The following is a 26,227-nucleotide window of genomic DNA, read 5'->3' on the forward strand; positions in this document are numbered from 1 at the left end:
CTCGGAACGGGAGCCTACTGATCATTGCCGGCCGCGGCGACATCCAGGTTCAGCAGTGTCACGTTGACCGACGGTTGGCCGAGGAACGCTTCCAGCCCGCTGCTCGTCCGCTTGTCCACCAAACCCTGCACAACGTCCGTGCTGAGCCCGTGGGCTGCAGCAACCCGGGCGACCTGGAGGGCCGCGTAGTCAGGTGAGATGTGTGGATCAAGGCCGGACCCGCTGGCCGTCACCGCATCGGCGGGGACGTCGGCCTCACTGACGCCTTCTGCCGCGGCCACTGCGGCGCGGTTGGCGGCAACGGCGTCGAGCAGTTTCGCGTCGTTGGGGCCCAAATTGCTGGCCGAAGACGATGCGGGATCCCATCCGACGGCCGAGGGCCGTGCGTGGAACCACGCGGGATCCTGCGTGCCGGCGTCGTCTGCGGACACCTGGGCGATCAGTGCCGATGCCGCGGGTTCGCCCGCAGAGTCCTTGACCACTGAACCGTTCGCTTGGAAGGGAGCCACCAACTGCCCGACCCCGAAGATCGCAAGCGGGTACAGGAGCCCCAGGACGATGGTCGCGAGAAGCAGGAACCGGGCTGCGGTGCCCGCCTGGCGAAGATAACCGGTAAACACATTCATGGTGGAGTCCTAGCCGATGCCGGGGATGAGGGAAATGATCAGGTCAATGAGCTTGATCCCGAGGAACGGTGCCACGAGGCCGCCGAGGCCATACAGCAGCAGATTCCTGGCAAGCGCTTGATTCGCGGACACGGCACGGTACTTCACGCCACGCAGCGCCAAAGGAACCAGTACCAGGATGATGAGGGCGTTGAAGATCACCGCCGAAAGGATGGCCGACGACGGACTCGCCAGGCCCATGATGTTCAGCATCCCGAGTCCCGGGAACGCAGCAGTGAACAGCGCCGGCACGATCGCGAAGTACTTCGCCACGTCATTGGCCACCGAGAACGTGGTCAGCGCCCCGCGTGTTATCAGCAGTTGCTTGCCGATGCCCACGATGTTGATCAGTTTGGTGGGATCGGAATCCAGGTCCACCATGTTGGCCGCCTCCTTGGCAGCGGGTGTTCCCGAATTCATCGCCACGCCCACGTCAGCCGCGGCCAACGCTGGGGCGTCGTTGGTGCCGTCACCCGTCATGGCAACCAACCGCCCTTCGCCCTGCTCGCGCCGGATGACGTCCAGTTTGTCCTCGGGCGTGGCTTCCGCCACGAAGTCGTCGACGCCGGCCTCCGCCGCGATTGCCTTTGCCGTCACGGGGTTGTCGCCGGTGATCATCACCGTGCGGATCCCCATCCTGCGCAGCTCCGCGAAACGGGCGTGCATGCCGGGCTTGACCACATCGGCCAGGTGCACTGTTCCCAGAACCCGGGCGCCGCCGTCGTGCGTGTGCTCGGCGACCAGCAGCGGCGTGCCGCCCTCGGCGGAGATTTCCTGCACTCGACGCTGGACTTCTGCAGGCATGCGCCCACCGGCTTCGGCGACGAAGCGTTCGACGGCGGCCGCGGCGCCTTTGCGGATCAGGCGCCCGTCGACGTCCAGCCCGCTCATGCGTGTGCTGGCCGTGAACTCCACGATGCTGATGTCCTTGGAGTCCTTACGGAGGTGGTCAAGCTCCGGGCCGTCCACGCCTTTGTCGTTGGCGAGTTCCACAATGGAGCGGCCCTCAGGGGTTTCATCCGCGAGGCTGGACAACCGGGCCGCGGTGATGAGTTCGTGGCGTTCCACGTCGTTGGCCGGGAAGAAGTTGACCGCCCGCCTGTTGCCGTAGGTGATGGTGCCCGTCTTATCCAGCAGCAATGTGGTGATGTCACCGGCAGTTTCCACTGCCCGCCCGGAGGTCGCCAGCACGTTGTGTTGGACCAGTCGGTCCATGCCGGCGATGCCGATAGCCGGAACCAGGGCGCCAATGGTGGTGGGAATGAGGCAAACCAGGAGGGCGACCAGGACGATCGGCGACGGTGTTGCTCCCGCCAGCGACGCGAGCGGGGCCAGGGTCATGGTGACCACCAGGAACACGATGGTCAACGAAACCAGGAGCACGTGCAGGGCGATCTCATTGGGAGTCTTTTGACGGACGGCTCCCTCAACGAGTTTGATCATCCGGTCAATGAACGTAGCTCCGGGTTCAGCCGTGATGCGGACCAAGATCCGGTCCGACAAAACCTTGGTACCGCCGGTCACTGACGAACGGTCACCGCCGGACTCCCGGATGACCGGTGCTGACTCGCCCGTGATGGTGGACTCGTCCACGCTTGCTAGGCCTTCGATGATTTCGCCGTCGGAGGGGATAACGTCACCCGCTTCGCAGATGACGACGTCGTTGAGCTTGAGGTCCGTGCCGGCCACTTCCTTGGTGGTTCCATCGTCCAGCCGCAGGCGGGCCAGGACGCCCTTGCGGCTGGCGCGGAGGCTGTCCGCCTGGGCTTTCCCCCGGCCCTCGGCGATGGCCTCGGACAGGGTGCCGAACAGGACCGTCAGCCAAAGCCACGCCGTGACAACAATGCCAAAGACTGCCGGTTTGAACACACAAATCAAGGTGCAGGCGGCGGCTCCCACCAGCACCACGAACATGACGGGCGAATGGACCATCTGCCGGGGATCCAGCTTTTTGAACGCCACCGGCAGGGCCGCGCGGAGAGTGGCGGCATTGAGTTTCGCCGGAGCCTTGGTGTGGTGTTTGTGTTCCCCGGGTGTTCCGAGTGGGTTGCCGTCAGCGTAGGTGAGTGCTGACGTGTCCGCGGCTGTAGCCGTGCTGGACCGGGTCATTTGATAAGTCCTTCTGCGAGTGGGCCCAGGGCGAGGGCAGGGAAGTAGCTGAGGGCCGTCATGATCACGGTGACGCTGAGGAGGAGTGATCCGAAGAGCCCTCCGTGGGTTGGCACGGTTCCCGCTGATGCGGGGATCTTCCGTTGCCGCGCCAAGGACCCGGCCAGTGCCAGGACCAGGACGATCGGGAGGAAGCGACCCAGCAACATGGCAATTCCGAGCATCACGGACAGATACGGTCCGGAGCTGGTGATACCACCGAAAGCTGAACCGTTGTTGTTGGCGCCTGAGGTGAAGGCATACAGCAACTCACTGAACTGGTGGGGTCCGGCCGCCGGCGCGTTGGCCATGACGTCAGGGAGCAGCGCTGTGATGCCTGCCAGGACCAGCACCAGGGTGGGGGTCACCAGGATGTAGAGGGCCGCGAGCTTCATTTCCCGCGGGCCGATCTTCTTGCCCAGGAACTCCGGCGTCCGGCCGACCATCAGGCCTGCGATGAAGACGGCGATAATCGCCAGGATCAGCATGCCGTACAGTCCGGAACCGGTGCCTCCGGGGGCCACCTCGCCCAGCATCATGTTCACCATGGCGATTCCGCCCGCGAGAGGGGGAAGGGAATCATGGGCCACATTCACCGCTCCGGTGGAGGTGAGGGTGGTGGACGCGGCGAAGATGGAGCTTGCGGCTGGCCCCAGGCGTTGTTCGAAGCCTTCACCCAAGCCTCCGGCCGCCGACGATGCAGCCCCTTGGCCCGACGCGACCGCCCAGCCCATCAGGGCAGTGGAGGTCAGCCAAAGAGCGGCCATGACGCCGGCAACGGTGAAGCCTTGGCGCCGGTCGCCGACCATCCTTCCGTAGGTATAGGGAAGGGCGGAAGGGATGAGCAGGATCAGGAACACCTGGAACAGGCTGGTGAAGACACTTGGATTCTCGAAGGGGTGGGCGGAGTTGGCGTTGAAGTAGCCGCCGCCGTTGGTGCCCAGGACCTTGATGGCCTCCTGGGAGGCTACCGGTCCGCCAGGTATCACCTGGGTGACCCCCGTGGCTTGGTTGGCAACCTCGGTGGACCAGAAATTCTGTACGACGCCGCCCATCACCAACGCGATGGCGCCCACTGCGGCGATGGGCAGCAGGAGCCGGAAAGATGCCCGGGTGACATCAACCCAGAAGTTACCCAAACGGTCCGTCTTTGTCCGCACGATGCCGCGGATCAAGGCCACGGCCACCACGATTCCAACTGCGGCGGAGAGGAAATTCTGCACTGCCAGGAGGCACATCTGGACGAAGGTGCCCACGGTGGCCTCAGGCACGTACGTTTGCCAGTTGGTGTTGGTGACAAAGGAGATGGCCGTGTTCATGGCGATCCACGGATCTACGCCCGGAAGCCCGTTGCTCCCGGGCAGCAGACCCTGAAGCCGCTGCAGGGCAAAGATAGCCAGGATGGAAACGGCCGAAAAGACCAGAACGCTGCGCAGATACACAGACCAGCTCTGTTCAGTTCCGACGTCCACCCCCGCGAGCCGGTAGAACACCCGCTCCAACCTGGAATGCGTGCTCCCCGCGAAAACGCGTTCCATGTAGAGGCCCAAGGGCTTGTGCAACAGAAGCAACGCGAGGAGAAGGACAACTATTTGGGTGATGAATGCTGCCGTGCTGAAAACCACTTGCCGTCACCACTTTTCCGGGTGAAGCAACACAGCCAGCAAGTACCCGGTCATGGCCAGGCCCACGATGAACAACGCAACCCACATGATGGCGTCCAGGTTCATTGCCCGCTCACCGGGCCCTCGCCGTCGATCATTTTGCCCAAAAGGTGGGCCACCCACATCACGATTCCCATGCTCACCACGAGAATCGCCACAACAGCCACGTCGGCCATTGGAACGTCCTTTCATCCGCGCCCCGTTCGCGGGGCTGATGTCAGTCAACCCCCGTGAAAGTGGCCAAAAGGCGTTCCTTACGGTTCCTTAACGCGGCGGCCCCAAATCTTGACGCGCTCTTAACGTTCCCCCGTATGGCGGGCTTCCCAAGGCAGCAGGGTGGCGCGGCCAGCGACCCGGTTCACGCATGCCTGGGCAATTTATGGTTCAGAGGCCAACAAATTTGCGCCATTGTGGGCTATCTTGATCGTTAGGCGGCTCAAATTGACAATTCCCCCGGGAGGGTCCGCAGGCTGCTTGGTAATAATGCTGTTGTTTCATGTTCTGCACGTTTGTAATTGTTCTGTATCGATGAAAGGAAAAGCCTTGGCTGTTTCTGTTGAATTGGGCAAAGCACTCGACAAATCCTACGAAAATGCAAGCCTGGACGAAGTCCTCGCCGCACCGCCGTCGGCGCTTGCCGGACTGACCGAAAAACACGATGAATTACTTGCAGGGCTGGGCATCAAGACGGTGCGCGATCTCGGCAGCAACAAGTTCTTTGCCACCGCCGGCGTGCTGGTGGCGTTGGCTGGAAAAGCTGACTGAAAGACTCAACGCCAAGCGAACGACGACGGGACTTCCCGTCGTCGTTCGCTTTGTCAGCGCAGTATCTCCACCAGGGCCACCCACGAAAAAACCACCGCACCGATCAGCGCGATGATCGTTCCGAGGGCCACCACCACCAAACCGGCCGGAAGGGATATAACGATCAGGACGCCGCCCACGGCGTAGATCACCAAAGGGAAAACGAACGAGGCGATGTGCTGGGCATCCCAGCGGTGCTGATGTCCGGGAGTGTCGTCCTCCAGGAAGGTGGTTTACCCGGCAACAGGTGACGGGAGGCCGAACTCTTCCTACGATTAGGCCCATGGAACCCATGGACAATGCCGAACACATCCGAAGCCTGCACGAATTGGTAGTCGGCAGCTCAGACATCCACGGAATTTTGAACGGCGTGACTGGCTTCGCCTCCGACGCAATGAGCAAAGTGGCCGGGGAGAACATCGATTGTGCCCTCACACTGCGTCGCCGCAAACGGACCTCCACTGTTGCAGGTAGCAGTGAGAGGGCAATTCAGCTGGACAAGATTGAACAGGCCCTTGGGCAGGGCCCCTGTCTGGAAGCGTTGGACGCCGGCCGTCCGGTGCTTCTGGCAGACGTTGCCACCGACACCAACTGGCCGGAGTACAGCCGGGCTTTGGCTGCAGAAGGTATCCACAGTGCCTTGGGTGTACCGATGGCCCTGGGTGAGACATCCCAGGCGGTCATCAACTTCTTCGCCCCAAAGGCGGGTACATTCACTGATGCTGTGATAGCCGAAGCTGCCTCGTTTACGGAGGTCACGGGAAGTACCCTGCGTCTGGCCATCAGGATCGAAACCGTGGAGCAACTGAACGCGGACCTGAAGACGGCGATGTCCTCCAGGACTGTCATTGACCTTGCCTGCGGCGTCATTATGGCCCAGAACCGTTGCAGCCAGGACGAGGCCTTCGAGTTCCTGACCAAGGCCTCGAGCCACAGGAACAAGAAACTGCATGCCGTCGCAACGGACATCATCGCGCACTTGAGCGGCAGCACCGAAAGCCATCTGCGCTTCGAAGACTGAAACCAGCGGTACAGCCCCCTCAGCAGTTCCACAATCTGCTCACGCTCGCGCGGTGGTGCCGGAATCCTGGCGTCCTCATAAGCATCAACCCAGTGTTTGCCGCGATCATCGGTGCCGTAGCCCTGCATCAGGACCTTGCCGTGGGGCAGTGGGCCGGGATCGGTCTGATCGTCGCAGCCACTGCGGCCGTGCTGCTGCTAAGCGGGTGCCGGGAGTCGTCGCGGCAACCTTGCGTTGATAGCCACGGCCCATGAGGGCCAAACTGATGATGGGTGCGAACAGCAGGAGCAGCAGGACGCTGCCCGTACCGGCTAGACCCGCCAGGAACACCAGTCCTGCCATGAACAACAGGCGGAAGTCCGGCGCTTCGGGCAACACAAAGGCGGCCGTCATGGCCATTCCGTGGGGTGAGTTCATTTCTTGCTCCTGGGGCGCATCCGTTGGCAGTTTTTCCGTCCACTGATAAGTGGGCGGAACCAGCTGAAAGTGACGCGGGTTCAGGCGGCCTTGTTGGTCAGGGCCGGCGCAACGGCATGTCCTTGGCCAGTTTCACCACGATCTTCTTGTCATTGCCTGGGTCCAGGGGGTCGTACCAGAGAGTGGTCTCCTGGCCGTCCACTACAGGCTCGGCGGCAGTAATCAGCAGCGGGCGCTGGACCCAGCGTTGGGTCCCGTTCGCATCGTGGAAAGTGAAAGTCACAGTAGTGAGGATCTTGGCGCTGTCGCTGAAGGACAGGTAGCCCTTGTCGGTGACCCTCGCTGACGTCATGGTGCCGGTGCTCATCACCATCGCTTCGCGGTGCGCGATGGCCCTGCGGGTCCTTGCGCCGATGATTCCCAGGATGCCGAGGAACAAGGCAATGGCCAGGCAGCCGGCGCCCACCCAGGTGAGCAGCGGCGTCAGGCCCGACTGGACCGCGATCGCTGCGACTCCGAGCGAGGCGCCAAGCCACGCCAAGGTCCCACCAAGGGCGAGTCCGAGTTTGCTGTGCTTTATGGCCACGGCAGTCCACGCGATGGAGCTCAGGACCAAAACCGGGATGCTTGAGACGATCGCGATCATGGGCAATGCCGGCGGTTCGACCTCTTCCAACAGGGCCAGGTGCGGCCAGCCATAACCTGCGGCGAGTCCGCCGATGAATTGGAAGGCCAGCGCCAGCACGATGCTGACCGGACCGGGGCGTTTGTTTGCGCGGAGTTTCCTGAGGGCGATGGGGTCCACAGTGCTCATGGGGCCCATTAAACAGGGTGGATGCAGTCATTCGGTGCTAGCCCTGCATCCGTTGCCTGAATTTTCGCGGCGTCTCGCCGGTTTCCCTGAGGAACTGACGGTTGAAGTTGGACAAGTTGCTGAAGCCTACCTCGTAGCAAATGTCCGATACTGGCTTGTCGGTGCGTTCCAGCAGGCGCCGTGAATGGGCCAGCCGCAGCTTCCGGACAAGGTCCGTGAAATTTTGCCCGGTGGCACGTTTGAAGTATTTGGAGAACGTGGGCTCGGCCATGCCCACCATCGCTGCGGCCTCTGACATGGAGACGCTGCCGGCATGGTTGCTGAACACGTACTCCAGGACAATGTCCACCACAGCTTCGGCCTGGCCGTCCAACTGCGGCCGGAACCATTCGTCGGCGAGGTATTTGCGTTCGTGGTCCGGTGCCCGGGAGAGGATCGCGAACAGGGCCAGCAGGTGACGCAGCCGTTCCAATCCGTTGGAGCCGCCCATGGCTTCAATGGAGGCGGCTGCCGTTTGTGCCGTCTGGCCAAAGAATTCGATCCCACGAGCCGACTGTTCCAGGAGCGGCAGTACCTCGGTCAGTTCGGGCACCAGTACAGCAGCCTGCTCCACCCATTTGCCGTCGAACTGGATCACGGCATCGCGATTTTCAAGGACTTCCCCTGGGTCGAGGTCGCTGACCCAGTCGTGAGGTAGTCCGGCCCCGACCAACGCGACGTGGCCGGCCTCGAAGGTGCCGATATGGTCGCCCACAATGAACTTCCCGGTGCCCTTGCGGATCAGGTGGATCTCGTACTCGGGATGATAGTTCCAGCGGGCTATAGGGCTGGGGTAGTCGTGTTCGTGCCATCTGACCGAATGATGTGGATCTTCGGGAATCACTTCGCGGTTGGCGCGCATCCCCACCAGACGGTGTGCCAGCCGCGTCGCTGCACCGTCTCCAGGATCGGTTGGACTCATCAGAGGCCTCCAGGGGAGCAGGGAAAATAAGTATCAGTATGCGTCATCAAGGACGCTAGTTGTGTCCCACCCCACACGCCTAGTGTTGAGGAACACAGCGAGGCTCCCCGGATATCCCGGCTGAATGCCCCGCCCAGGTCTTGTACTTCCACGCAGTAGTAGGAGTGCGGAGACTGCGCACCCCCATGAAGAACGAAGGAGTCCTCAATGCGCCCAAATACACGTGCGGCAGCCCTTGCAGCCGGCGCCCTGTGCATCGCGCTCACCGCCACGGCCTGTGCCGGAGCGGGCGGAACAGGGGCTGGTGACCGGAACAGCATCAGCGTCCTCATGGTCAACAACCCGCAGATGGAAGATCTGCAGAGGCTCACTGCGGATAACTTCACCAAGGAGACCGGCATCCGGGTCAACTACACGGTGCTGCCGGAGAACGATGTCCGGGCAAAGATCAGCCAGGAGTTCTCCAGCCAGGCCGGCCAGTACGACGTCGCCTCGTTGTCCAACTACGAGATCCCGTTCTACTCGGCCAACGGCTGGTTGGCGCCTCTTGACGATGTCGCGGACGACCCGGAGTTCAATCAGGCCGACATCCTCCCGGCCTACACCGCGTCCCTCACCGGCACCGACGGCAAGCTCTACGGTGAGCCGTTCTATGGCGAATCCTCATTCCTGATGTACCGGAAGGACGTTTTCGACGCCAAGGGCCTCACCATGCCGGACAAGCCCACCTGGGACGAAGTGGCACAGCTCGCCGCCAAAGTAGACGGTGCGGAACCAGGGATGAAGGGCATCTGCCTCCGGGGCCAGCCTGGGTGGGGGCAGGTCTTCGCGCCGCTGACAACGGTGGTCAACACCTTCGGCGGTACGTGGTTCGACAAAGACTGGAACGCCAAGGTCAACTCGCCCGAATTCACTGAAGCAACAGAGTTCTACACCAAGCTGGTGCGGGAACATGGTCAGGCCGGTGCAGCCCAGGCGGGCTTCACCGAATGCCTGAACAACCTCACCCAAAGCAAAGTGGCCATGTGGTACGACGCCACGTCGGCTGCCGGCGCGCTGGAGGCTGAAGCTTCCCCGGTGAAGGGCAAGATCGGTTACGCCCAGGCACCGGTGAAGGAAACCGCATCCTCCGGTTGGTTGTGGACGTGGTCCTGGGCCCTGCAGGCGGCTTCAAAGAAAAAGGACTCCGCTGAGAAGTTCATCGCGTGGGCCAGCTCCAAGGAATACGAAGAACTGGTGGCCTCCGAACTCGGTTGGGCCAAGGTGCCCTCGGGCAAGCGCATCTCCACGTATGAGAACGCCGACTTCCAGGACGCAGCCCCGTTCTTCGAAGCCGAACGTTTCGCCATTGAGAATGCAGACCCGAAGAACCCCGGCCTCCAGGAGCGGCCCGCCGTCGGCATCCAGTTTGTCGGCATCCCCGAGTTCGCCGCGCTTGGCACCAATGTCTCCCAAGGCGTGAGCTCTGCAATCGCCGGTCAAGGGAGCGTGGCCGATGCGCTGGCCAAGGGCCAGGAGGCCGCGCAAAAGGTTGGCGACAAATACAAGAAGAAGCAATAACGGAAACCGCAGGAGAACATCATGACTACCGCAACGGCGCGCATCTCCCGCCCGGGACATGCCACTGCCAAACCTTCACGAAACAAAGCATCGCGGGAACGCGCCCTGGCCTGGGCACGGCGCGCGCCGCTGCTTCCTGCCCTCATCTTCCTCATCATCGTCACGCAACTGCCGTTCGTGGTGACCCTGATCATCTCGTTCCTGAACTGGAACAGCCTGAGCCCCGGCACCACCGGCTTTGCTGGCTTCGAGAACTACGTCACGGTCCTCACCGATCCCGATCTCCGCCAGGCAATCTTCACTACCATCCTCCTCACGGTGGCCGTGGTCCTGGCGAGTCTGGTCATCGGCCTGGGACTGGCGCTGCTGTTGGATAAGAAGTTCATCGGACGCGGCTTGGCAAGGACGCTGCTGATTGCACCGTTCCTGGTAGTGCCCGTGGCCGCTGCCCTGATTTGGAAGCACGCACTGCTCAACCCCACCTACGGGCTGATCAATGGCGTCCTGACGTGGACCTGGTCCCTGTTTGGCAGCGATACTCCTCCGCAGCTGGACCTGCTGTCGCAAGCACCGCTGATGGCCGTCATCATCTCGCTGGTGTGGCAGTGGACTCCGTTCATGATGCTGATTCTGCTGGCAGGCCTGCAGTCGAGGCCCATGGATACCGTGGAGGCAGCCCAGATGGACGGCGCCACGCCGTGGGCCATCTTCCGGCACCTGACGCTCCCGCACCTGCGCCAGTACCTGGAACTCGGCGGCCTCCTGGGCGCGATCTACATCGTTCAGAATTTCGACGCCGTTTTCACCCTGACGTCGGGTGGCTTGGGTACCGCGAATCTTCCGTACGCGATTTACCAGACGTTCTACTACGCCAATGAGTACGGGCTGGCCTCCGCTGCCGGCGTCGTGGTGGTCATTGGCACCATCCTCGTGGCGACGTTCGCCCTCCGCACCGTTTTCTCGCTCTTCAAGAAGGAGGCAGCACGATGAGCACCCTCAGTCCCGCCGCAGCCCGCACGACGCCTGAAAAATCGAGCGCGCCCGCCGTTGTCCGACGTCGCGGCAAATCCCGGATGGATCCAACGCGAAACAACACGGCCGCCGGCATCACAGCCTGGCTGCTGGCATTGCTCTTTGCCACACCCGTCCTCTGGATGATCCTGACCTCGTTCCACTCCGAGACGGACGCCGCCACCAACCCGCCATCCGTGGCTGCCAATCTCACCCTGGATGCCTACAAGGAGTTCTTCGGGGAGGCCTCAGGCGTGAGCCCGTGGCCGTCGCTGATCAACTCCGCCACCGCCTCCATCCTGTCCACGGTACTGGTGCTCGCCCTGGCCATTCCCGCCGCGTATGCCCTGTCCATCCGGCCGGTGAAGAAGTGGACGGACGTCATGTTCTTCTTCCTCTCCACGAAGATGATGCCGGTGGTGGCAGCTATCCTGCCGCTCTACCTTTTCGCCAAGACAGTGGGCGCACTGGACAACATCTGGTTCCTGATCCTCATGTACACGTCCATGAACCTGCCCATCGCCGTGTGGATGATGCGGTCCTTCCTCGCCGAAGTCCCCGTCGAAATGCTGGAAGCGGCACAGATCGACGGCGCCAACCTGATCCTCACGCTCCGCAAGGTGATCGCACCAGTGGCAATGCCGGGCATCGCCGCCACAGCCCTGATCTGCTTCATCTTCAGCTGGAACGAACTGCTCTTGGCCCGGGTGCTCACAGGCGTTGTCGCCGGCACGGCCCCCGTGTTCCTGACCGGATTCGTCTCCAGCCAGGGCCTCTTCCTCGCGAAAGTCTGCGCGGCCGCCGTCGTCATTTCGCTCCCTGTACTGTTCGCCGGATTCGCGGCGCAGGACAAGCTCGTCCAGGGCCTCTCGCTCGGCGCGGTCAAGTAATTCAGCGCGGTCAAGAAACCAACTCCAAGGACTTTCATCATGACAACCTCAACCACTCAAGCCCCTCTGCCCAACCAGCCCGGGCTGCCGGCCACCATGCGTGCGGCCATCCTGCAGCGCCAAGGCGAGATGACCATGGAAACCCTGCCCATCCCGCACCTCGAAGCCGATCAAGTCCTGGTGCAGGTATCCGCCGTCGGAGTCTGCGGAAGCGACGTGCACTACTACGAGCACGGCCGGATCGGCGATTACGTGGTGGACCACCCCTTGATCCTCGGCCACGAACTCGCGGGGCGGATTGCCGCCGTCGGAAGTTCCGTGGACCCGGCCCGCATTGGTGCCAGAGTTGCCGTCGAGCCGCAACGCCCGTGCCGGACCTGCAAGCAGTGCAAGGCAGGACGCTACAACCTCTGCCCCGAAATGGAGTTCTACGCGACCCCTCCCGTGGACGGTGCTTTCGCCGAGTACGTCACCATCCAAAGCGACTTCGCGCACGACATCCCGGACAACGTCAGCGACGAAGCCGCTGCCCTGATCGAGCCGCTCTCGGTAGGGCTCTGGGCGTGCGAACGCGCTGAAATCAAGCCCGGCAGCCGGGTCCTGATTGCCGGCGCCGGCCCCATCGGCATCATCGCCGCGCAGGCCGCCCGGGCCTTTGGCGCAAGCGAAATATATGTCACGGACATCGCCGGGGACCGCCTCGCCTTCGCCTTGGAACACGGCGCCACCCACGCGCTGAACGCGCTGACGGACACCGTGGAAGGGCTCGACGTCGATGCCTTCATTGACGCTTCCGGCGCACCTCAAGCTGTCCGTTCCGGCATCAAAGCAGTGGGGCCCGCAGGCCGGGTGATCTTGGTGGGACTCGGCGCAGACGACGTCGAACTGCCCGTTTCCTACATCCAGAACCGCGAGATCTGGCTCTCCGGCGTGTTCCGCTACACCAACACCTGGCCCCTTGCCATCCAACTGCTCGCAGACGGCAGAGTGAACCTGGATGTCCTGGTCACCGGCAAGTTTGCCCTCTCCGAGTCCGAAGCCGCACTCAAGGCCGGCAAACAGCCCGGCCAGCTCAAAGCCGTGGTGTACCCGGGAGAGCGTGCGTCAAGGGCGACGGCGTTGCCAGATTGCGCGCCCGAAAACAATTTTTGAAACACCGCGTCACGTTTACGCAGGTCAGAGCACATATTCAGTGCCCATGTCGCTGAACTGCGGAATGCGCCGTTGCCCTTTTCGGCTGCGTTGCGGTTCATCGACGGAGTTAGCAGCGATGGGTGTGGCGGGTTCTGGGGCCCGCCCGGGGCGCCGTCGCTGCGTAAAACGGGGCTAGTGCGGTCGGTCGTCTGAGTCGCGATCGACCGCACGATCCTTTTCTACGGCCGAATTGTGAGCGCAATTAGGTGTTTGTAGGCAGTTTGCCCAAGCTCTGGTGAATTCCGGAGATGTAAACCTAAACTGACCGCATGGCGCAGACCCAGACCCGCATTATTCGCACTGTTTCCCTGGCCTTCGTTGCTGCTTCTTTTCTGGCAGGCTGTGCGGGAAGCGGCACCAGTCCATTCGTCGGAGTCTGGGGCGACACCAGCGATGCCAAGCAACCGTCCCTCGATATGAAGTCCGACGGCAGCGCCACGGGAACTGACGGTTGCAACAGGCTGGTCGGCTCCTGGAAAGAAGACGGCAAAACCATCACGTTCGGGGGTTTCTCGTCCACTCGCATGGCTTGTGAGGGCGTTGACACGTGGCTGTCGAATGCCGTGACCGCCAAGATCCAGGAAGACGGAAAGCTGGCAGTATTCGGCCAGGGCGGGGATGATCTCGGCACGCTTGCCCCCGGCAAATAGCAGGTGTCTCACGATCAGGGTTTATAAGCCAACCTTTGGGGGCAGCCGTGTTGGATTCGAATGTTGAAGGCGTGGAGCAGTCGGTCTCCACAGGAACATTGCCCGGCTGGGAGCAGGTTGATTCGCTGGTCGTCGAATCGCATAGCCGGAATCGTGCGTGCAAGGACGGTGCTGTCGCAGACTACATTCCTGCCTTGGCACATGCCGATCCGGAACTCTTCGGCGTCTGCTTGGTGGAGGTGGACGGCGGAGTGCATGCGGCCGGCGACGCGAACGTGGAGTTTTCCATACAGTCCATTTCCAAGGCTTTCGTTTACGCCTTGGTCTGTGGGGAATTTGGCCATGCCGCTTTGGCAGGCCTTGTGGGCGTCAACAACACCGGCCTGGCGTTCAACTCCGTGATTGCCCTTGAGCTCAACGACGGCCATCCCATGAACCCCATGGTTAACGCGGGTGCCCTGGCCACCACAGCACTGATGCCCGGCAGTACTCCCGATGAGCAATGGGAGGCCATTCACTCAGGACTATCGGCTTTCGCGGGTCGGGACCTGGTGCTGGATGAGGAGGTGTGCCGGTCCGAGGCAGCCACCAACACCCGCAACCGTGCCATTGCCCGCCTATTGGAAAGCTACGGGAGGATCGCTCGCGATCCGATGGAAGTGGTGGACGTCTATACCAAACAATGCGCACTCCGGGTCAGTGCCCGCGACCTTGCCACCATGGGCGCCACACTCGCCGATGGCGGCGTCAACCCTGTGACAGGCACGCGGGTGGTCTCAGCTGACGTCTGCCGGGACACCCTGGCGATCCTTGCAGCAAACGGGCTGTACGAAAGGTCGGGGGAATGGTTGTTCGAGATCGGCCTTCCGGGTAAGTCCGGAGTGTCCGGCGGCCTGCTGACCGTGTCTCCCGGGAAGGCCGGAATCGGGGCCTTCTCTCCGCGGCTCGATCCCGCCGGCAACAGCGTTCGTGGCCAGCAGGCCACAGCGTATCTCTCCCGCGTCCTGGGCCTGAACATCTTCGCTTCCCGGGCACAAGGTCAACCAAACGATTGATGGTCCGGCAGTCCTACCGCGTGATGGCCCGCATGGTGTTGTTCCGCTTCTCGTGGGTGAGCTCAGCCAAACCGAGCGCCTCCAGCAGCGGCGGCATGTACATGCCGAACCTGCCACGGTAACCCTTGCGAAGCCCGTACCAGCCACCCACGGGGTTGCTTTCGCTGCGGCCCCAGGCTTCGACGGTTCCGGGGGCGGCGTCCTTGCCTTCGTCAGCAGCACCCAGGGGAACCCAATCGCCTTGTTCCACGAGCCATGCATGGAGGTCCTCTATGGCGCGCAGCTGGTAAAGCAACTTGGTGGAACCCACTTGGCAAACAAGGGCAGGCGGATCTGCGGCTTCGTCCTTGTACATGGTGTAGTCGGAGGATCCCGGGGCAGTGGTGAGTTGCCAGGGATCGTCTTTGATTCCAGCGGCCATGGATGTGTCCTTCCTGAGGTACTGCACACGCTACACAGAGTCTGGCTGCGTGTCTGCAGATTCCGGATCCTCGGCACCGGAGGTCAAGGGGTTCTCGATCTCATCAGTCATCATTCGTGCTGCGAAGAGCGCCACGAAGGCCATGATGGGGCACGCCAAACCACCGATAAAGAAGATCAGCCAGAGGGGAACAACCTCCGCAACCGGGCCGGCCAGAGCCATGGAAACCGGCATCAGAGCCAAGGAAACAAAAAAGTCCAAACTGGAAATCCGGCCCAGCAAATGCCGTGGCACGCGCCGTTGCAGCAACGTGCCCCAGATGACTGTCCCGATGCCCTCTGTGACTCCGAAGATGAGCATGGCAGCACCGAGCATCCAGAAGCTGTCCATGAAACCAATAGCGGCAACCGGCAGGCTCCCCAAACCCCATGTCACCACCATCACCGTCAGGTAGCGCCGGGGGAGGCGTAAGGATGCCGTTGCCAGTGCAGCTATGGCGCTGCCGACTCCCATGATGGCCAGCAGGAAGCCAAACATCCTCGAATCGCCTCCCAACTGGTCCTGGACCACGAAGGGAAGCAGGACCTCGATTGGACCGATCAGGAACAGTACGGACAGGCATGCCCACATCAGCGTCCACAGCAGCCACGGGGTGCGGATGGTGTAGCTGAATCCTTCCCGGAGGTCCTTGAAGAGGGATGACTTTGCCGGTGGCCCGCCAGGATCGGGGGAGGACGGACCGAACGTTTGGCGGCTAAGGAAGTTCACGATCCCGAACGCCAGCAAATGGCAGACAGCAACCCCTGCGACAGCGTGTGCCGGAGACAGTGCAGCCACCAGGATCCCCGCAAGGGCTGGGCCGGCGGCCTGCTGCAGAACCGGCCGCACAGTACCTTCCAAGCCATTGGCTGCCAGGAGATCATCAGCAGGCAGGATGCGCGGCAGGATGGCCGAGTAGGCGGGGAAGAAGAACGCCTGTCCAACGCCCAGGACGAAGGCGCCGATGGCCAGGTGCCACAGTTGCAGGACATTGAGCATGGCCAGCGCCGTCACCGTGGCGATGACGGCCAGGTTGGCGCCTTCCACCGCGATGATCAGCAGCCGCTGCGGCAGCCTGTCAGCCGCGATGCCGCCCGCCAGAACGAACCCCACCAAACCGACGCTGGCGGCCGTAGCAACCAGCGACAACTCCAGCGGGCCGCCGCCGAGGTGGATCACTTCATAGACCATCGCCACTGCCCACATACCGGATCCGAAGATGGAGATGGACAGCGCAGAAATCAGCACCCGGAATTCCCGGTGTGCAAAGGGACGCAGCGCCCTCAACGCGGCCATCCCACCAGCCTAAACCTGTGCGATGACACTGTGGAAGGCGGGGTTTGTGCTGTGGCCGGCGCCCGGGGCACCGGAACGGCGAGCGGGAGGAGGTCACCCTCCGCCGGAGCTCCCCTGTGGTGTGCGCTCTGCGCGGAATCCTGTCCACATAGGGCCATTTGCGGGTCCAGCATGTCAGGGGCGTGGCATAGGCTGAATCCAGCAGTTCCCGTGAAACGACTAACTGCCAAGGAGAGGTGAAGATGCCAAAGCGACCCAACCCGGCGGTGAAAATCGCCCAGGAAACAGCCCACAACGCTGTGTTTGACGAGCAAGGCAACACCAAGCCCGGAGTGCACAACGTCTTGCTGAAAGCGGTGGAAGTCCAGCGTCCACTCGTCCTGGCCAACCTCCGCAGGCTGCAACGCCGGCACCCTAACGACTCACCGGCCCAGCTCGCCGCGAAACTGGAGCGCCACTACCTGCTGGCCATCTCCGGCGGGGGAGCAGCGGTGGGTGCTACCGCCGTCGTGCCCGGTATTGGAACCGCCGCGTCGCTGGGACTTTCCGCGCTCGCAACAGTGGGCTTCCTGGAGACAACCGCGCTGTACGCGTCGTCCCTGGCCGAACTCCATGGCATCCGCCTGACTGACCCGGTGCGGGCGCAGACCATGGTCATGGCCATCATGTTGGGCGAGGAAGGTACTTCCATGCTCGGGGCACTGAGCGGACAGTCTTTGGGGCGCGGCAAGGGCGTCACCAACGCGTGGGGCAGGACGCTGACCAAGAAGATTCCCGGCAGCGGCTTCGGGGTCATCCGTGACACCATCCAGCGGGCATTCCTCAAGAGCCTGGTGAAGCGGCAAGGTTCCGCATTCCTGGGCCGCGCCCTGCCGTTCGGCGTAGGTGCCGTGGTAGGTGGTGCGGGCAACCTGATGATGGGGCGTGCCGTGGTGTCCACCGCCAAGGATGCGTTCGGCCCGCTGCCGGACACCGTCCCGGGCGAATTGCTCCCGAACGCACCCAAAAACGCCCTGATCAACACAACGCTGGAAGGCGGTAGCAGTGGACCTGAACGCTGACCTCGGGGAGTCTTTCGGCTCATGGACCATGGGAGACGACGCATCGATGTTCCGCATCGTGACCAGCGCCAATGTGGCCTGCGGCTTCCACGCAGGCGATCCCCTCACCATGCTGGACAGCTGCCGCGCGGCCTTTGAACTGGACGTCCGCGTTGGAGCCCACGTGGGATACAGGGACCTGGCTGGCTTCGGGCGGCGTTCCTTGGACATGACGTTCGACGAACTCTTCGGCGATGTGCTCTACCAACTTGGTGCACTCGATGGCATGGCCCACGCGGTGGGAGCCTCGGTGGATTATGTGAAACCGCACGGCGCCCTCTACAACAGGATCGTCCGTGATGAAGAGCAGGCCGAGGCCGTGGTAGCCGCCGTCCACGCGTACGATCCCGGGCTGCCTGTGCTTGGCCTGCCGGGCTCGGCATGGCTGACACTCGCCGAACAATCCGGTCATCCGGTGTTCCGCGAGGCGTTCGTGGACAGGGCCTACCTGCCGGACGGCACGCTGGTACCCCGCACCCAGGAAGGTGCAGTTCTCCATGACCAGGCCGCCGTGGTGGCACAGGCCGTGCGGCTGGCAACGCGCAAGGAAGTGCTGGCCATCGACGGAACCGTGGTGCCGGTGCAGGCCGATTCGCTGTGCATCCACGGGGATACGCCCGGCGCCGTCACCATGGCTGCCGCTGTCCGGGAGGGCCTTGACCAGGCCGGCGTTCAGATTGAAGCGTTCGCATAGGTCTGGATCCTTAAGGAGGGTTTGCCTGATGAGTGCAGTCGTGACGGATCCGGGGACGTTGACACTTGCTGTCGAGCCCGACCACGCCTTGGACCGCGCGTCCATGTACCTCGCCAACACCCTGCTCGGCAATCCGGACACCTCAGCCGGGCTTGAGGTGCTGCTGGGCGGGCTCAAGCTGAGGTTCGTGACAGGGTCAGCCGTGGCAGTTACAGGTGCCGAGGGCATGGTGACGCTCAACGGCTCTGAACTTCCCCTGAACAAGGCGGTCCGGGTGGCCCCGGGGGCAGTGCTGGAATTCGGTCCCGCGCTGTTTGGCATTCGGTATTACGTAGCTGTTCAGGGCGGCGTGGAAGCTGGGACTGCACCCTTGCGGGCCGGTGCTTCGGTGACGTTCGGACGGCCGCACGGCCACGGCTTCCCCGAGCTCAATCATCCCGCCCGGCGTGCGCTGGATCCGGAACGACCGGTGGTCGCCAGGGTTACGCGGGGGCCCCAGGCCAGGAATGACGACGCCGGCAGTTGGCTTCGGTTGACCAGCGAACCTTGGATTCTCTCGCCGGAGTCGGACCGGGCAGGTGCGCGACTGGCGGGGCGGCCTCTTGAGGTCGCTCCGAGGGAGGGCGGCGCGACTCAGGTACCCCAACCACAACCGCTGGAAGCAGGCTTGGTCCTCTTGCCGCCGTCGGGCCTTCCCGTCATTGCGTTGGCCGGCCACCCGCCAACTGCCGGGTCCCCCGTGATAGCGGTGGTCCGCGACGAGGACCTGGACTTGATCGGCCAGGCAAGACCGGGACAGATGGTGCATCTGCTCGGCTGAGAAAGCGCGATATCGATTTTCTCGCGATGGGCTGGCTTTGGGAAACTGCTCGCCAGAGGACCATCTAAGGCCGCCGTGCCGCCTCCTATCGCCGACTTGATTCTGTGTCGTCGGATCCTGCCCTGAACCTATCCTTGCCGTTTCGCGGCCAGTTGCTGCATCTGCCAACCATGTACGTCAGCCAGCCATTCCAACGGGGCCGAGGGGCCGATGCGGGGATCGTCGGGTTCCCGGCCATCTCTGAGCGCCTGCGCGTACGCGCGATCCATGCTGACCCGTTCCCCCAGTTGCACGGATCCGCCCACCGAGCCGTGGCCGGGGATGACGGCAACAACGTCGTCGGCCACCGACTCGAAGAGCCGCAAAGCGTGGAGGTAGTCGTCCAGGGGATCCGCTGCCTGCAGGTCGAGGAACGGCATCAGGATGTCGGAAAGCATGTCGCCCGCCACCAGGACGCCGGCTCCCTCGATCAACAGCGCCGCATGTCCGGGCGCATGGGCCTGATGCTCCAGGATGCGGACTGCGGGGCCATCCCAAGGAATGTGCGGGGTCTCTGCCGGCAGTCCGGTGATGAGCCCGAGCAAGTCCATCGGGATATCGTCGGCGTGCTCCGGCGGCAGCCCTTCGGCCACCTGTTCCTTCCAGTCCGCGTTGGACAGGACATCCTGGATGGAAGCCGCGCATCGGGACGTTCCGTACCGGGGCGGATCACCAAAATCGGGGTGCCACAGCACGTGGTCCCAATCAGGATGTGTGGAAAAGCCTGCAACCACCGGTTGGCCCAGCCAGCGAAGGTCCTTCGCGATCGCCGCCATTTCGTTGGCAGTGATCCCGGGGTCGATCAGCAGCACCCCGTCCCGGCCTTGAACCACGGTGCAATTGCTCTGGATGAATTCGCTCTCGTGAACCAGAACGCCCTCAGCAAGTTGCTTCAGCATGGAAGGGCCTCCTTCCTGCAGTGCAACATTGTGCCCGCCCCGGTCTCAGCCTTGGAGTTTCTGGGCCAGCATGACCAAAATCCCGCTGGGGCCGCGGAGATAGGTGAGTTTGTAGACGTCGCCGTAGGTCGCCACGCCCCGCAGGGGGTGGCATCCATGCTTCGCAGCTATGTCCAGCGCGTGATCGATATCGTCCACCGAGAAGGCCACCCGGTGCATTCCGATCTCGTTGGGAAGAGTCGGGTTGGTTTCGATCGCGTCAGGGTGGATGTATTCGAAAAGCTCCAGTTGCCCGTTGCCATCCGGGGTCTGGAGCACCGCAATTTTTGCGTGGTTGCCATCCAGCCCCACGGCAGTGTCGGCCCACTCACCGCTGACTGTGTCACGGCCCAGCACTGTGAGGCCGAGGTCCGTGAAGAACGCGATGGTTTCTTCGAGATCCCGAACCGCAATACCGACGTTCTCAAGTTTGATAGGCATGCGTTGAAGGTACCAAGGCCCACTGGATAGCTCCAGTGCCCCTAACCGAACAGCAGATGCGCCACCGTGAAGATCGCCAACCCGGCCAGCGCACCAACCACGGTTCCATTGATCCGGATGTACTGGAGGTCCTTGCCCACCTGCAGTTCGATCTTCTGTGACGTTTCCTCGGCATCCCAACGGGCCACGGTATCCGAGATGACGCCGGCGATATCCGAACGGTAGGTGTTGACCAGGTACCCGGCCGCATCACCGATCCACGCGTTGACCTTGCCGGCCAGTTCGTCGTCGTTGACCAGGCGCGCACCGAACTCGCGGACGGCGGTCTTGAAGCGCAGGCTCAGTTCGCTGTCGGGATCGTCGACGGCGTTGAGCAGCGCAGTCTTCACGGTTCCCCATGTGCGGGATGCCAGTTCGCGGACCTCGGGGTCGCCCAGGATTTGCGCCTTGATGCTTTCAGCGCGCTCAATCATGGCGGGATCGTGCTGCAGGTCCTGTGCCAGGTCCGTGAGGTACGCATCGATCGACTGGCGGACCTGGTGGTTCTGGTCCGCTTGTACGGCCCGAACAAATTTGGAGAGTTCAACGTACACCCGGTCGCCCACCAGGCCGTCCACGAACGTCGGCACCCACAAAGGCGAGCGGTCCGAGACGAGCCGGTTCACCGTGGCATGGTTGGCGTCCACCCAGTCGGCGGCACGGTCAACCAACAAGTCAACCAGCGTGTGGTGGTGCCCGTCCGCGAAGATCCGTTCGGCCATCCGTCCAACGGGCGGTCCCCAAGGCGGGGTGAGCAGGTGCTTGCGGACCATACCCTCGATAACTGCCTGCACGTCGTCGTCGTTCAGGACGGTGAAGGCACCGCGGATCATCGCGCCGCCTTCCTTGGCTACACGTTCGGCGCCGCCCGGCGCGGACAACCAGCGGCCGGCCTTGCGGGCAATATCGATGCTGGCCAACTTGTCCTGCACAACTTCCTGGGACAGGAAGTTGCTTTCGACGAAGTCGCTGAGCGATTCGCCGATCTGGTCCTTGCGGCGCGGAATGATGGCCGTGTGGGGGATTTTCAGGCCCATGGGGTACTTGAACAGCGCCGTCACCGCGAACCAGTCAGCCAAGGCGCCCACCATGCCGCCTTCGGCCGCTGCACGGACGTATTCCAGCCACGGATACTGCTTCTGGAACGCAAACGCCAGCGTAAAGATGACGGCCATCGCGATCAGCAGCGCCAACGCCAACCGTTTCATTCGGAGCAGCGCTGCCGCTTTTTCCATGTCGCCGGCAGAAAGGCCGACGACGGCGGAACGTCCTTTCGCGGGAGCGGAACCTGTGGCCGGGGCTGGCCGGGCGGGGTTGGTGACGTCTTCGGTTGGGATTTGTTCAGAGTTCACCTGCATGAGCCCAGCGTAGCCCCCGTACATGCACCAGCGTGGGCTACCGTGTCTGCATGACTAGCGACGACTCCACCCCAAGCCGGCCCAAGGTCTACGCCCATCGAGGTGCCAGCGCGGCCTTCGCCGAGCACACCCGTGCCGCTTACCTGAAGGCCATTGACGAGGGTGCCGATGGTGTGGAATGCGATGTCCACCTGACCCGGGACCAACACGTTGTGCTGCTGCACGACGCCAACCTGGACAGGACCTCCACCGGTACGGGGCCAGTCGCGGAGCACACCCTGGATGAACTCCGTGGGTTGGATTTCTCCTCATGGAAAGGCGCACGCATTCCCGAGGCCTATGGGGGAGTGGCAGACCAACTCCTTACCCTGCCCGAACTCCTGGATATCCTGCGCGGGGCGGGCCGGGAGATTGGCTTGGCCATTGAGCTGAAGCACCCCAGCCCCTACAAGCTCAAGCTCGAGGACCGCGTGCTGGCCCTTCTGGAAGAAGAGGGCTGGACTCCGGAGGAGTCCCGGTTGGAGAACATCCGGATTTCCTTCATGAGCTTTGATACCGATTCTGTCCAGCGCCTCCTGCACAGCGTGCCGAAGGAATACATCTGCCAACTGGTGGACGACTTTACGGTCCAGGAACTCCGGCAGGAACTCGGATTGGGCTTCCTGACGGGCGGCGCCGTAGCCAACGTGATGCGGGCAACCCAGCTTGAGGCCGAACGAGTATTGGACGAAGGAGAAGTGGTCATTGCCGGCCCCGGAATTGAATACGTGAGGGAGCATGCACGGAACGTTCAGCGCTGGTTGGAGTCGGGCCGCATCTTCCGGGTTTGGACTGTCGACTCGGAAAGGGACGTCGCGCTCTGCCAAGGCCTCGGCATTCACGAAATCACGACCAACAGGCCGGCGCAGGTACTTGCGCAGCTGATGGTGTCCAGGTAGGTCGCAGCTGGCGACGTTTTGAGCCGTCAAAACGGCATCTTCTGCTACTTACTTGGGTCCGGCTTTGGGGGTCACCGCGCTTGTGATTGAGTGGTCTCATGTCACTTCGCTGGTCAGCACAAGCAACCCGAACAACTTCCGCAGTAGCCTTGAGCGCACTGCTCCTGGCCAGCGCAGCGAAGCACTTCCGCACGCCCAAGTTCTATTACCCAGTGGTCCCGGAGTACCTGTGCCGAAAGGACGAGCCGGGGAGCCGGCCCAACGGGCCCCTGGCAGTTATGTCCCGCGAGGAATGGGTTGCCTCCTCCGGCCTGCTTGAGGCGACTGCCGCCGTCGGACTTCTGATCCCTGCTACCCGTAAGGTTGCCGCGAACGCAACGACAGCGATGTTTGCTGCATTCCTGGCGGGGCATATTGACGCCCTCCGGCGTGCCTATGGCCCCCACGGCACAGCGACCGAGCGGCGTATCCATACCCTTCGCCTGCCCCTTCAGGTTCCCCTCATCCTGTGGTCGTGGAGTCTCCGGAAATGAGCGGCAATGCCGCTCCCATGAAGCTCCGGGATTCGCCCGCCTTCAAGATCGCGGTGTCCCTGAGTATCGCCACGGGTCTTTACGGCGTGTCTTTTGGCGCCCTTGCCGTGGCGTCGGGGTTCGATTTCTGGCAGACGATGGTGTTGAGCCTCCTGCTGTTCAGCGGGGGATCGCAGTTTGCCTTCATCGGTGTCGTGGCCGGCGGGGGTTCCGGCGTGGCGGCCATGACGGCCAGTGCCCTTTTGGGCCTCCGCAACGGCATCTACGGTATGCAGATCAACGCCATGCTGCGCCCCGGAGGGTGGAGACGCTACATATCCGCCCATGTCACCATTGATGAATCGACGGCCACGGCGTCCGGCCAGTCCGATCCCGATGAGCAGCAACGCGGTTTTTGGACTGCCGGAATCGGAATATTCATCTTGTGGAATATTTTCACGGCCATCGGCGCCCTGGCTGGTGACGCGATGGGAGACCCCAAGCAATGGGGCTTGGACGGAGCAGCTGTTGCGGCGTTCCTGGCCTTGCTGTGGCCGAGGCTGAAGGGCCGTGAACCGTGGGCCATCGCCGCCGCGTGCGCATTGGCCACCATCCTGGCCGTGCCGTTTGTGCCCTCAGGTGTTCCCATCCTGGTGGCGGCAGTGGTGGCGGGCGTTATCGGATGGTTCAGCCACGCACGCATGGATGAAGGGCTTGAACCGGACGTGGATCCCTACGCAGGGCAGCACAAGCGCGAACACGGGGGCGGGAAATGAACCTCTGGCTTTGGATTCTTATTGCCTGCGCGCTGGCGTACCTCACCAAGCTGGTGGGCTATTTTGTGCCCGCAAAGCTGCTGGAGAGCCCGCGGATCATGCACGTCGCCGGAACCATGACCATTGGCCTCCTGGCCTCCCTGACAGCGGTGAACGCCGTAGCTTCGGGCCAGGGCTTGGTCCTCGATGCCCGCATCGGCGCCTTGGTGGCTGCCGCCGTCGCGCTATGGCTTCGGGCTCCGTTCCTGGTGGTCGTCATCTCAGGGGCAGCAGCCGCAGCGTTGCTGCGGCTGCTGGGTTGGGGCTAGCGGTACTGCTGCCCGTTGGGCTGCTGGACCGGCGGCTGGGCGTAGCCTTGCGGGTACGCCGGCGGATAGGCCACGAACTGTCGACCGGCAGCAGGTCCGAGGTACTGGGCGGAGCCGTAGGAAAGCATCGGCACGAAGACAACTGGCAGCAGGACCAGGCCGACCGTGTAGCCGGCGTCCTTTCCAAACGACTTGGCGAGGTCGTTCAATGACACGATGCCGAAGTAGATGCCTGCAAACGGGATGAAGAACAGCAGGTACCAGTACCAAGGACGGCCTGCGATCTCCAAGAGTTTAATGCCGTTGTAAACCGGCACGAAGGCACCCCACGCGGGGCGGCCGGCCTTGGTGAAGATTCCCATGTAAAGCACGCCAACGATCGCGAAAACCACGGCGAAGTAGATCAGCATAAACAGCAGGACGAGGCCAGCCGTGGCAGCGGACTCGGCGCCGCTGGAAGAGTATGAGCTCAGGGGAATATTCATGCGATCGACACTACGTGGGGTTGGGCTGTCCTGCCATGGGCAGGACTCACCATCGCAGGCCCGGCAAATGGGCCTTAGAGAGGCTCCGCGAACGTCACGCCAGGGATATCCGATTGCTCAGGAAGCGGCCGGGACGGGCGCTCGGTACGGATAGCGTCTTCGATCAATGCCACCGGACGCTTCCAGGCTTCTGATCCGGGTTCCATGGTGTCCACTGCCCCGATCAGCATTGCAACCAGTCGGACCATATCTTCGATGGTGATGTCACGTCGCAAGGACCCTTGGCCCTGGCCGCGCTCAAGAAGGGTCGCCATGGATCCGATGAGGCCGCCGGTGATGCCCATGAGGAGTCCGCGTCGGCCGGCGACGGCGTCAAGCAGGTTCGCATCGTCGCTGGCGACCTTCATCACGGCGTCGATGACGTTGATCAGGCCCTCAGCGGCGTCCATGCCGTCCAGGGCATCCGCAGCCACCGGGTCCACATGCTGCCGCAGCTGGCGGGACAGCGCGGCGAGGACCAATTGCTCTTTATCCGAGAAGTTGCGGAACAGCGTTGCGGGGCCAACTCCAGCGGTGGCGGCAATGGTCTGCAAGGGTACGTCGGGGCCATGTTCCCGGAAACACTGCCGGGCCGCCGTAATGATCTTGTCCACATTGCGTGCGGCGTCGGCCCTGAGGGGCTTGCGTTCAGAGGGCTGTTCCATGCTTGCCAGATTAGCAACGGAGGACTGCTGGCCCGTTGTTACGCGGGAGTACGTTGTTATATGACAAACCAGCACGTGAAACACTGGATTTCATGTTGCTTGCATTCTCAGTCGCCCCATCGGGCCAGCCCGCTTCCGCCGCCAATGGGGGACCGACCCCCGACGCTTCGGTTCACGACGCCGTAGCTGCCGCCGTCAAGATCGTCCGAGAGTCTGGATTGCCGAACCAAACGGACTCCATGTTCACCACCATTGAAGGTGAATGGGACGAAGTCTTCGACGTCGTCAAGCGCGCCACCGAGGCCGTCGGCCGCTATGGGAGCCGCGTCTCCCTGGTGATCAAGGCAGACATCCGTCCCGGTTACAGTGGAGAACTCACCGGCAAGGTGGAACGCTTGGAAGACGCCATCTCCGCCACGGACTAGATCCTTCCCCCGGGGTGCCGCGGATGCCAGACTGGGGGCC

Annotated in this window: 31 protein-coding genes; 16 read left to right on the top strand and 15 right to left on the bottom strand. The window is 62.9% G+C overall.

The window, feature by feature from the left end:
* Window positions 1-14: 14 nt before the first annotated feature.
* Genes kdpC through J3D46_RS06415 form a run of 4 tightly spaced genes read right to left on the bottom strand, consistent with a single transcriptional unit; the run spans window position 15 to window position 4,543 of the window.
* Window positions 15-626 (bottom strand): K(+)-transporting ATPase subunit C, encoded by a 612-nt coding sequence (gene kdpC, locus J3D46_RS06400; protein ID WP_231340537.1) that lies wholly within the window; start codon window positions 624-626, stop codon window positions 15-17.
* Between the two features lie 9 nt (window positions 627-635).
* Complete coding sequence (gene kdpB, locus J3D46_RS06405; RefSeq protein ID WP_231340538.1) at window positions 636-2,774, bottom strand: potassium-transporting ATPase subunit KdpB; 2,139 nt, start codon at window positions 2,772-2,774, stop codon at window positions 636-638.
* A complete protein-coding gene (gene kdpA / locus J3D46_RS06410; protein ID WP_231340539.1) occupies window positions 2,771-4,438 on the bottom strand; it encodes a potassium-transporting ATPase subunit KdpA in 1,668 nt (555 codons plus the stop codon). Before kdpA ends, kdpB begins: the two co-directional genes overlap by 4 nt.
* Before the next feature lie 6 nt (window positions 4,439-4,444).
* On the bottom strand, window positions 4,445-4,543 hold the full coding sequence (locus J3D46_RS06415) for a potassium-transporting ATPase subunit F (protein WP_159708520.1): 99 nt from the start codon (window positions 4,541-4,543) through the stop codon (window positions 4,445-4,447).
* Between the two features lie 477 nt (window positions 4,544-5,020).
* Between J3D46_RS06415 and J3D46_RS06420 the strand changes: the two genes are divergently transcribed.
* On the top strand, window positions 5,021-5,242 hold the full coding sequence (locus J3D46_RS06420) for a hypothetical protein (protein WP_253465852.1): 222 nt from the start codon (window positions 5,021-5,023) through the stop codon (window positions 5,240-5,242).
* Window positions 5,243-5,295: 53 nt separating this feature from the next.
* Here J3D46_RS06420 and J3D46_RS06425 read toward each other — a convergent pair whose 3' ends face one another.
* On the bottom strand, window positions 5,296-5,436 hold the full coding sequence (locus J3D46_RS06425; RefSeq protein ID WP_231340541.1) for a hypothetical protein: 141 nt from the start codon (window positions 5,434-5,436) through the stop codon (window positions 5,296-5,298).
* 128 nt (window positions 5,437-5,564) lie between these two features.
* Here J3D46_RS06425 and J3D46_RS06430 point away from each other — a divergent pair, with 128 nt between their 5' ends.
* Entirely contained in the window at window positions 5,565-6,302 is a 738-nt protein-coding gene (locus J3D46_RS06430) for a GAF and ANTAR domain-containing protein (protein ID WP_231340542.1), read from the top strand.
* 105 nt (window positions 6,303-6,407) lie between these two features.
* On the opposite strand, the gene J3D46_RS06435 is transcribed toward J3D46_RS06430, so the two are convergent.
* From J3D46_RS06435 to J3D46_RS06445, 3 genes are all read right to left on the bottom strand, one after another.
* The gene (locus J3D46_RS06435) at window positions 6,408-6,719 is read right to left on the bottom strand and encodes a hypothetical protein (RefSeq protein ID WP_231340543.1); all 312 of its coding nucleotides are present in this window, start codon (window positions 6,717-6,719) and stop codon (window positions 6,408-6,410) included.
* A gap of 97 nt (window positions 6,720-6,816) precedes the next feature.
* Window positions 6,817-7,533 (bottom strand): hypothetical protein, encoded by a 717-nt coding sequence (locus tag J3D46_RS06440; protein ID WP_231340544.1) that lies wholly within the window; start codon window positions 7,531-7,533, stop codon window positions 6,817-6,819.
* A 37-nt stretch (window positions 7,534-7,570) separates the two neighbouring features.
* A complete protein-coding gene (locus J3D46_RS06445) occupies window positions 7,571-8,494 on the bottom strand; it encodes an AraC family transcriptional regulator (protein ID WP_231340545.1) in 924 nt (307 codons plus the stop codon).
* Window positions 8,495-8,701: 207 nt separating this feature from the next.
* Here J3D46_RS06445 and J3D46_RS06450 point away from each other — a divergent pair, with 207 nt between their 5' ends.
* The 6 genes from J3D46_RS06450 (at window position 8,702) to glsA (ending at window position 14,854) form a co-directional block, all read left to right on the top strand.
* Window positions 8,702-10,054: a sugar ABC transporter substrate-binding protein gene (locus tag J3D46_RS06450; protein ID WP_231340546.1), complete on the top strand. Its 1,353-nt coding sequence runs from the start codon at window positions 8,702-8,704 to the stop codon at window positions 10,052-10,054.
* Window positions 10,055-10,075: 21 nt separating this feature from the next.
* Entirely contained in the window at window positions 10,076-11,044 is a 969-nt protein-coding gene (locus tag J3D46_RS06455; RefSeq protein ID WP_253465855.1) for a carbohydrate ABC transporter permease, read from the top strand.
* Window positions 11,041-11,955 (top strand): carbohydrate ABC transporter permease, encoded by a 915-nt coding sequence (locus J3D46_RS06460; RefSeq protein WP_231340547.1) that lies wholly within the window; start codon window positions 11,041-11,043, stop codon window positions 11,953-11,955. The genes J3D46_RS06455 and J3D46_RS06460 overlap by 4 nt, the downstream gene beginning before the upstream one ends.
* Before the next feature lie 39 nt (window positions 11,956-11,994).
* Window positions 11,995-13,107: an NAD(P)-dependent alcohol dehydrogenase gene (locus tag J3D46_RS06465; RefSeq protein ID WP_231340548.1), complete on the top strand. Its 1,113-nt coding sequence runs from the start codon at window positions 11,995-11,997 to the stop codon at window positions 13,105-13,107.
* Between the two features lie 311 nt (window positions 13,108-13,418).
* Complete coding sequence (locus tag J3D46_RS06470) at window positions 13,419-13,799, top strand: META domain-containing protein (protein ID WP_231340549.1); 381 nt, start codon at window positions 13,419-13,421, stop codon at window positions 13,797-13,799.
* A gap of 47 nt (window positions 13,800-13,846) precedes the next feature.
* Window positions 13,847-14,854: a glutaminase A gene (gene glsA, locus J3D46_RS06475; RefSeq protein ID WP_231340550.1), complete on the top strand. Its 1,008-nt coding sequence runs from the start codon at window positions 13,847-13,849 to the stop codon at window positions 14,852-14,854.
* A gap of 13 nt (window positions 14,855-14,867) precedes the next feature.
* On the opposite strand, the gene J3D46_RS06480 is transcribed toward glsA, so the two are convergent.
* Together J3D46_RS06480 and J3D46_RS06485 are read right to left on the bottom strand one after the other, a co-directional pair.
* Window positions 14,868-15,275, bottom strand: a complete 408-nt coding sequence (locus J3D46_RS06480; RefSeq protein WP_253465858.1) for a DUF6855 family protein — start codon at window positions 15,273-15,275, stop codon at window positions 14,868-14,870.
* Window positions 15,276-15,305: 30 nt separating this feature from the next.
* The gene (locus J3D46_RS06485; RefSeq protein ID WP_231340552.1) at window positions 15,306-16,610 is read right to left on the bottom strand and encodes an MFS transporter; all 1,305 of its coding nucleotides are present in this window, start codon (window positions 16,608-16,610) and stop codon (window positions 15,306-15,308) included.
* A 242-nt stretch (window positions 16,611-16,852) separates the two neighbouring features.
* On the opposite strand from J3D46_RS06485, the gene J3D46_RS06490 reads away from it, so the two are divergent.
* The 3 genes from J3D46_RS06490 to J3D46_RS06500 are packed head-to-tail and all read left to right on the top strand — an operon-like array spanning window position 16,853 to window position 19,224.
* A complete protein-coding gene (locus J3D46_RS06490; protein ID WP_231340553.1) occupies window positions 16,853-17,671 on the top strand; it encodes a hypothetical protein in 819 nt (272 codons plus the stop codon).
* Window positions 17,655-18,404, top strand: coding sequence for a LamB/YcsF family protein (locus J3D46_RS06495; RefSeq protein ID WP_231340554.1), 750 nt, complete (start codon window positions 17,655-17,657; stop codon window positions 18,402-18,404). Before J3D46_RS06490 ends, J3D46_RS06495 begins: the two co-directional genes overlap by 17 nt.
* Before the next feature lie 28 nt (window positions 18,405-18,432).
* Window positions 18,433-19,224, top strand: a complete 792-nt coding sequence (locus J3D46_RS06500) for a biotin-dependent carboxyltransferase family protein (RefSeq protein ID WP_231340555.1) — start codon at window positions 18,433-18,435, stop codon at window positions 19,222-19,224.
* 128 nt (window positions 19,225-19,352) lie between these two features.
* Here the strand turns inward: J3D46_RS06500 and J3D46_RS06505 are convergent, their stop codons facing one another.
* Genes J3D46_RS06505 through J3D46_RS06515 form a run of 3 tightly spaced genes read right to left on the bottom strand, consistent with a single transcriptional unit; the run spans window position 19,353 to window position 22,039 of the window.
* Window positions 19,353-20,162 (bottom strand): MBL fold metallo-hydrolase, encoded by an 810-nt coding sequence (locus J3D46_RS06505; protein WP_231340556.1) that lies wholly within the window; start codon window positions 20,160-20,162, stop codon window positions 19,353-19,355.
* 45 nt (window positions 20,163-20,207) lie between these two features.
* Entirely contained in the window at window positions 20,208-20,642 is a 435-nt protein-coding gene (locus tag J3D46_RS06510) for a VOC family protein (RefSeq protein WP_231340557.1), read from the bottom strand.
* Window positions 20,643-20,683: 41 nt separating this feature from the next.
* Window positions 20,684-22,039 carry a DUF445 domain-containing protein gene (locus J3D46_RS06515; RefSeq protein WP_231340558.1) on the bottom strand — a complete coding sequence of 452 codons (1,356 nt, stop codon included), beginning with the start codon at window positions 22,037-22,039 and terminating at the stop codon, window positions 20,684-20,686.
* A gap of 50 nt (window positions 22,040-22,089) precedes the next feature.
* Between J3D46_RS06515 and J3D46_RS06520 the strand changes: the two genes are divergently transcribed.
* The 4 genes from J3D46_RS06520 (at window position 22,090) to J3D46_RS06535 (ending at window position 24,573) form a co-directional block, all read left to right on the top strand.
* Window positions 22,090-22,977: a glycerophosphodiester phosphodiesterase family protein gene (locus J3D46_RS06520; protein WP_231340559.1), complete on the top strand. Its 888-nt coding sequence runs from the start codon at window positions 22,090-22,092 to the stop codon at window positions 22,975-22,977.
* A gap of 98 nt (window positions 22,978-23,075) precedes the next feature.
* Window positions 23,076-23,510: a hypothetical protein gene (locus J3D46_RS06525; protein ID WP_231340560.1), complete on the top strand. Its 435-nt coding sequence runs from the start codon at window positions 23,076-23,078 to the stop codon at window positions 23,508-23,510.
* Window positions 23,507-24,265: an AzlC family ABC transporter permease gene (locus J3D46_RS06530; protein WP_231340561.1), complete on the top strand. Its 759-nt coding sequence runs from the start codon at window positions 23,507-23,509 to the stop codon at window positions 24,263-24,265. Before J3D46_RS06525 ends, J3D46_RS06530 begins: the two co-directional genes overlap by 4 nt.
* Window positions 24,262-24,573: an AzlD domain-containing protein gene (locus J3D46_RS06535; RefSeq protein WP_231340562.1), complete on the top strand. Its 312-nt coding sequence runs from the start codon at window positions 24,262-24,264 to the stop codon at window positions 24,571-24,573. Before J3D46_RS06530 ends, J3D46_RS06535 begins: the two co-directional genes overlap by 4 nt.
* Here J3D46_RS06535 and J3D46_RS06540 read toward each other — a convergent pair.
* Both J3D46_RS06540 and J3D46_RS06545 read right to left on the bottom strand, forming a co-directional pair.
* Entirely contained in the window at window positions 24,570-25,058 is a 489-nt protein-coding gene (locus tag J3D46_RS06540; protein ID WP_231340563.1) for a DUF5684 domain-containing protein, read from the bottom strand. The two genes, J3D46_RS06535 and J3D46_RS06540, sit on opposite strands and share 4 nt — an antisense overlap.
* Before the next feature lie 74 nt (window positions 25,059-25,132).
* Window positions 25,133-25,762 (bottom strand): TetR/AcrR family transcriptional regulator, encoded by a 630-nt coding sequence (locus J3D46_RS06545; protein WP_253465861.1) that lies wholly within the window; start codon window positions 25,760-25,762, stop codon window positions 25,133-25,135.
* A gap of 92 nt (window positions 25,763-25,854) precedes the next feature.
* Here J3D46_RS06545 and J3D46_RS06550 point away from each other — a divergent pair, with 92 nt between their 5' ends.
* Window positions 25,855-26,187, top strand: a complete 333-nt coding sequence (locus tag J3D46_RS06550; RefSeq protein ID WP_024819214.1) for a thiamine-binding protein — start codon at window positions 25,855-25,857, stop codon at window positions 26,185-26,187.
* The last annotated feature ends 40 nt before the right edge of the window (window positions 26,188-26,227 follow it).

The organism is Paenarthrobacter sp. A20, assembly GCF_024168825.1.
Lineage (GTDB): Bacteria > Actinomycetota > Actinomycetes > Actinomycetales > Micrococcaceae > Arthrobacter.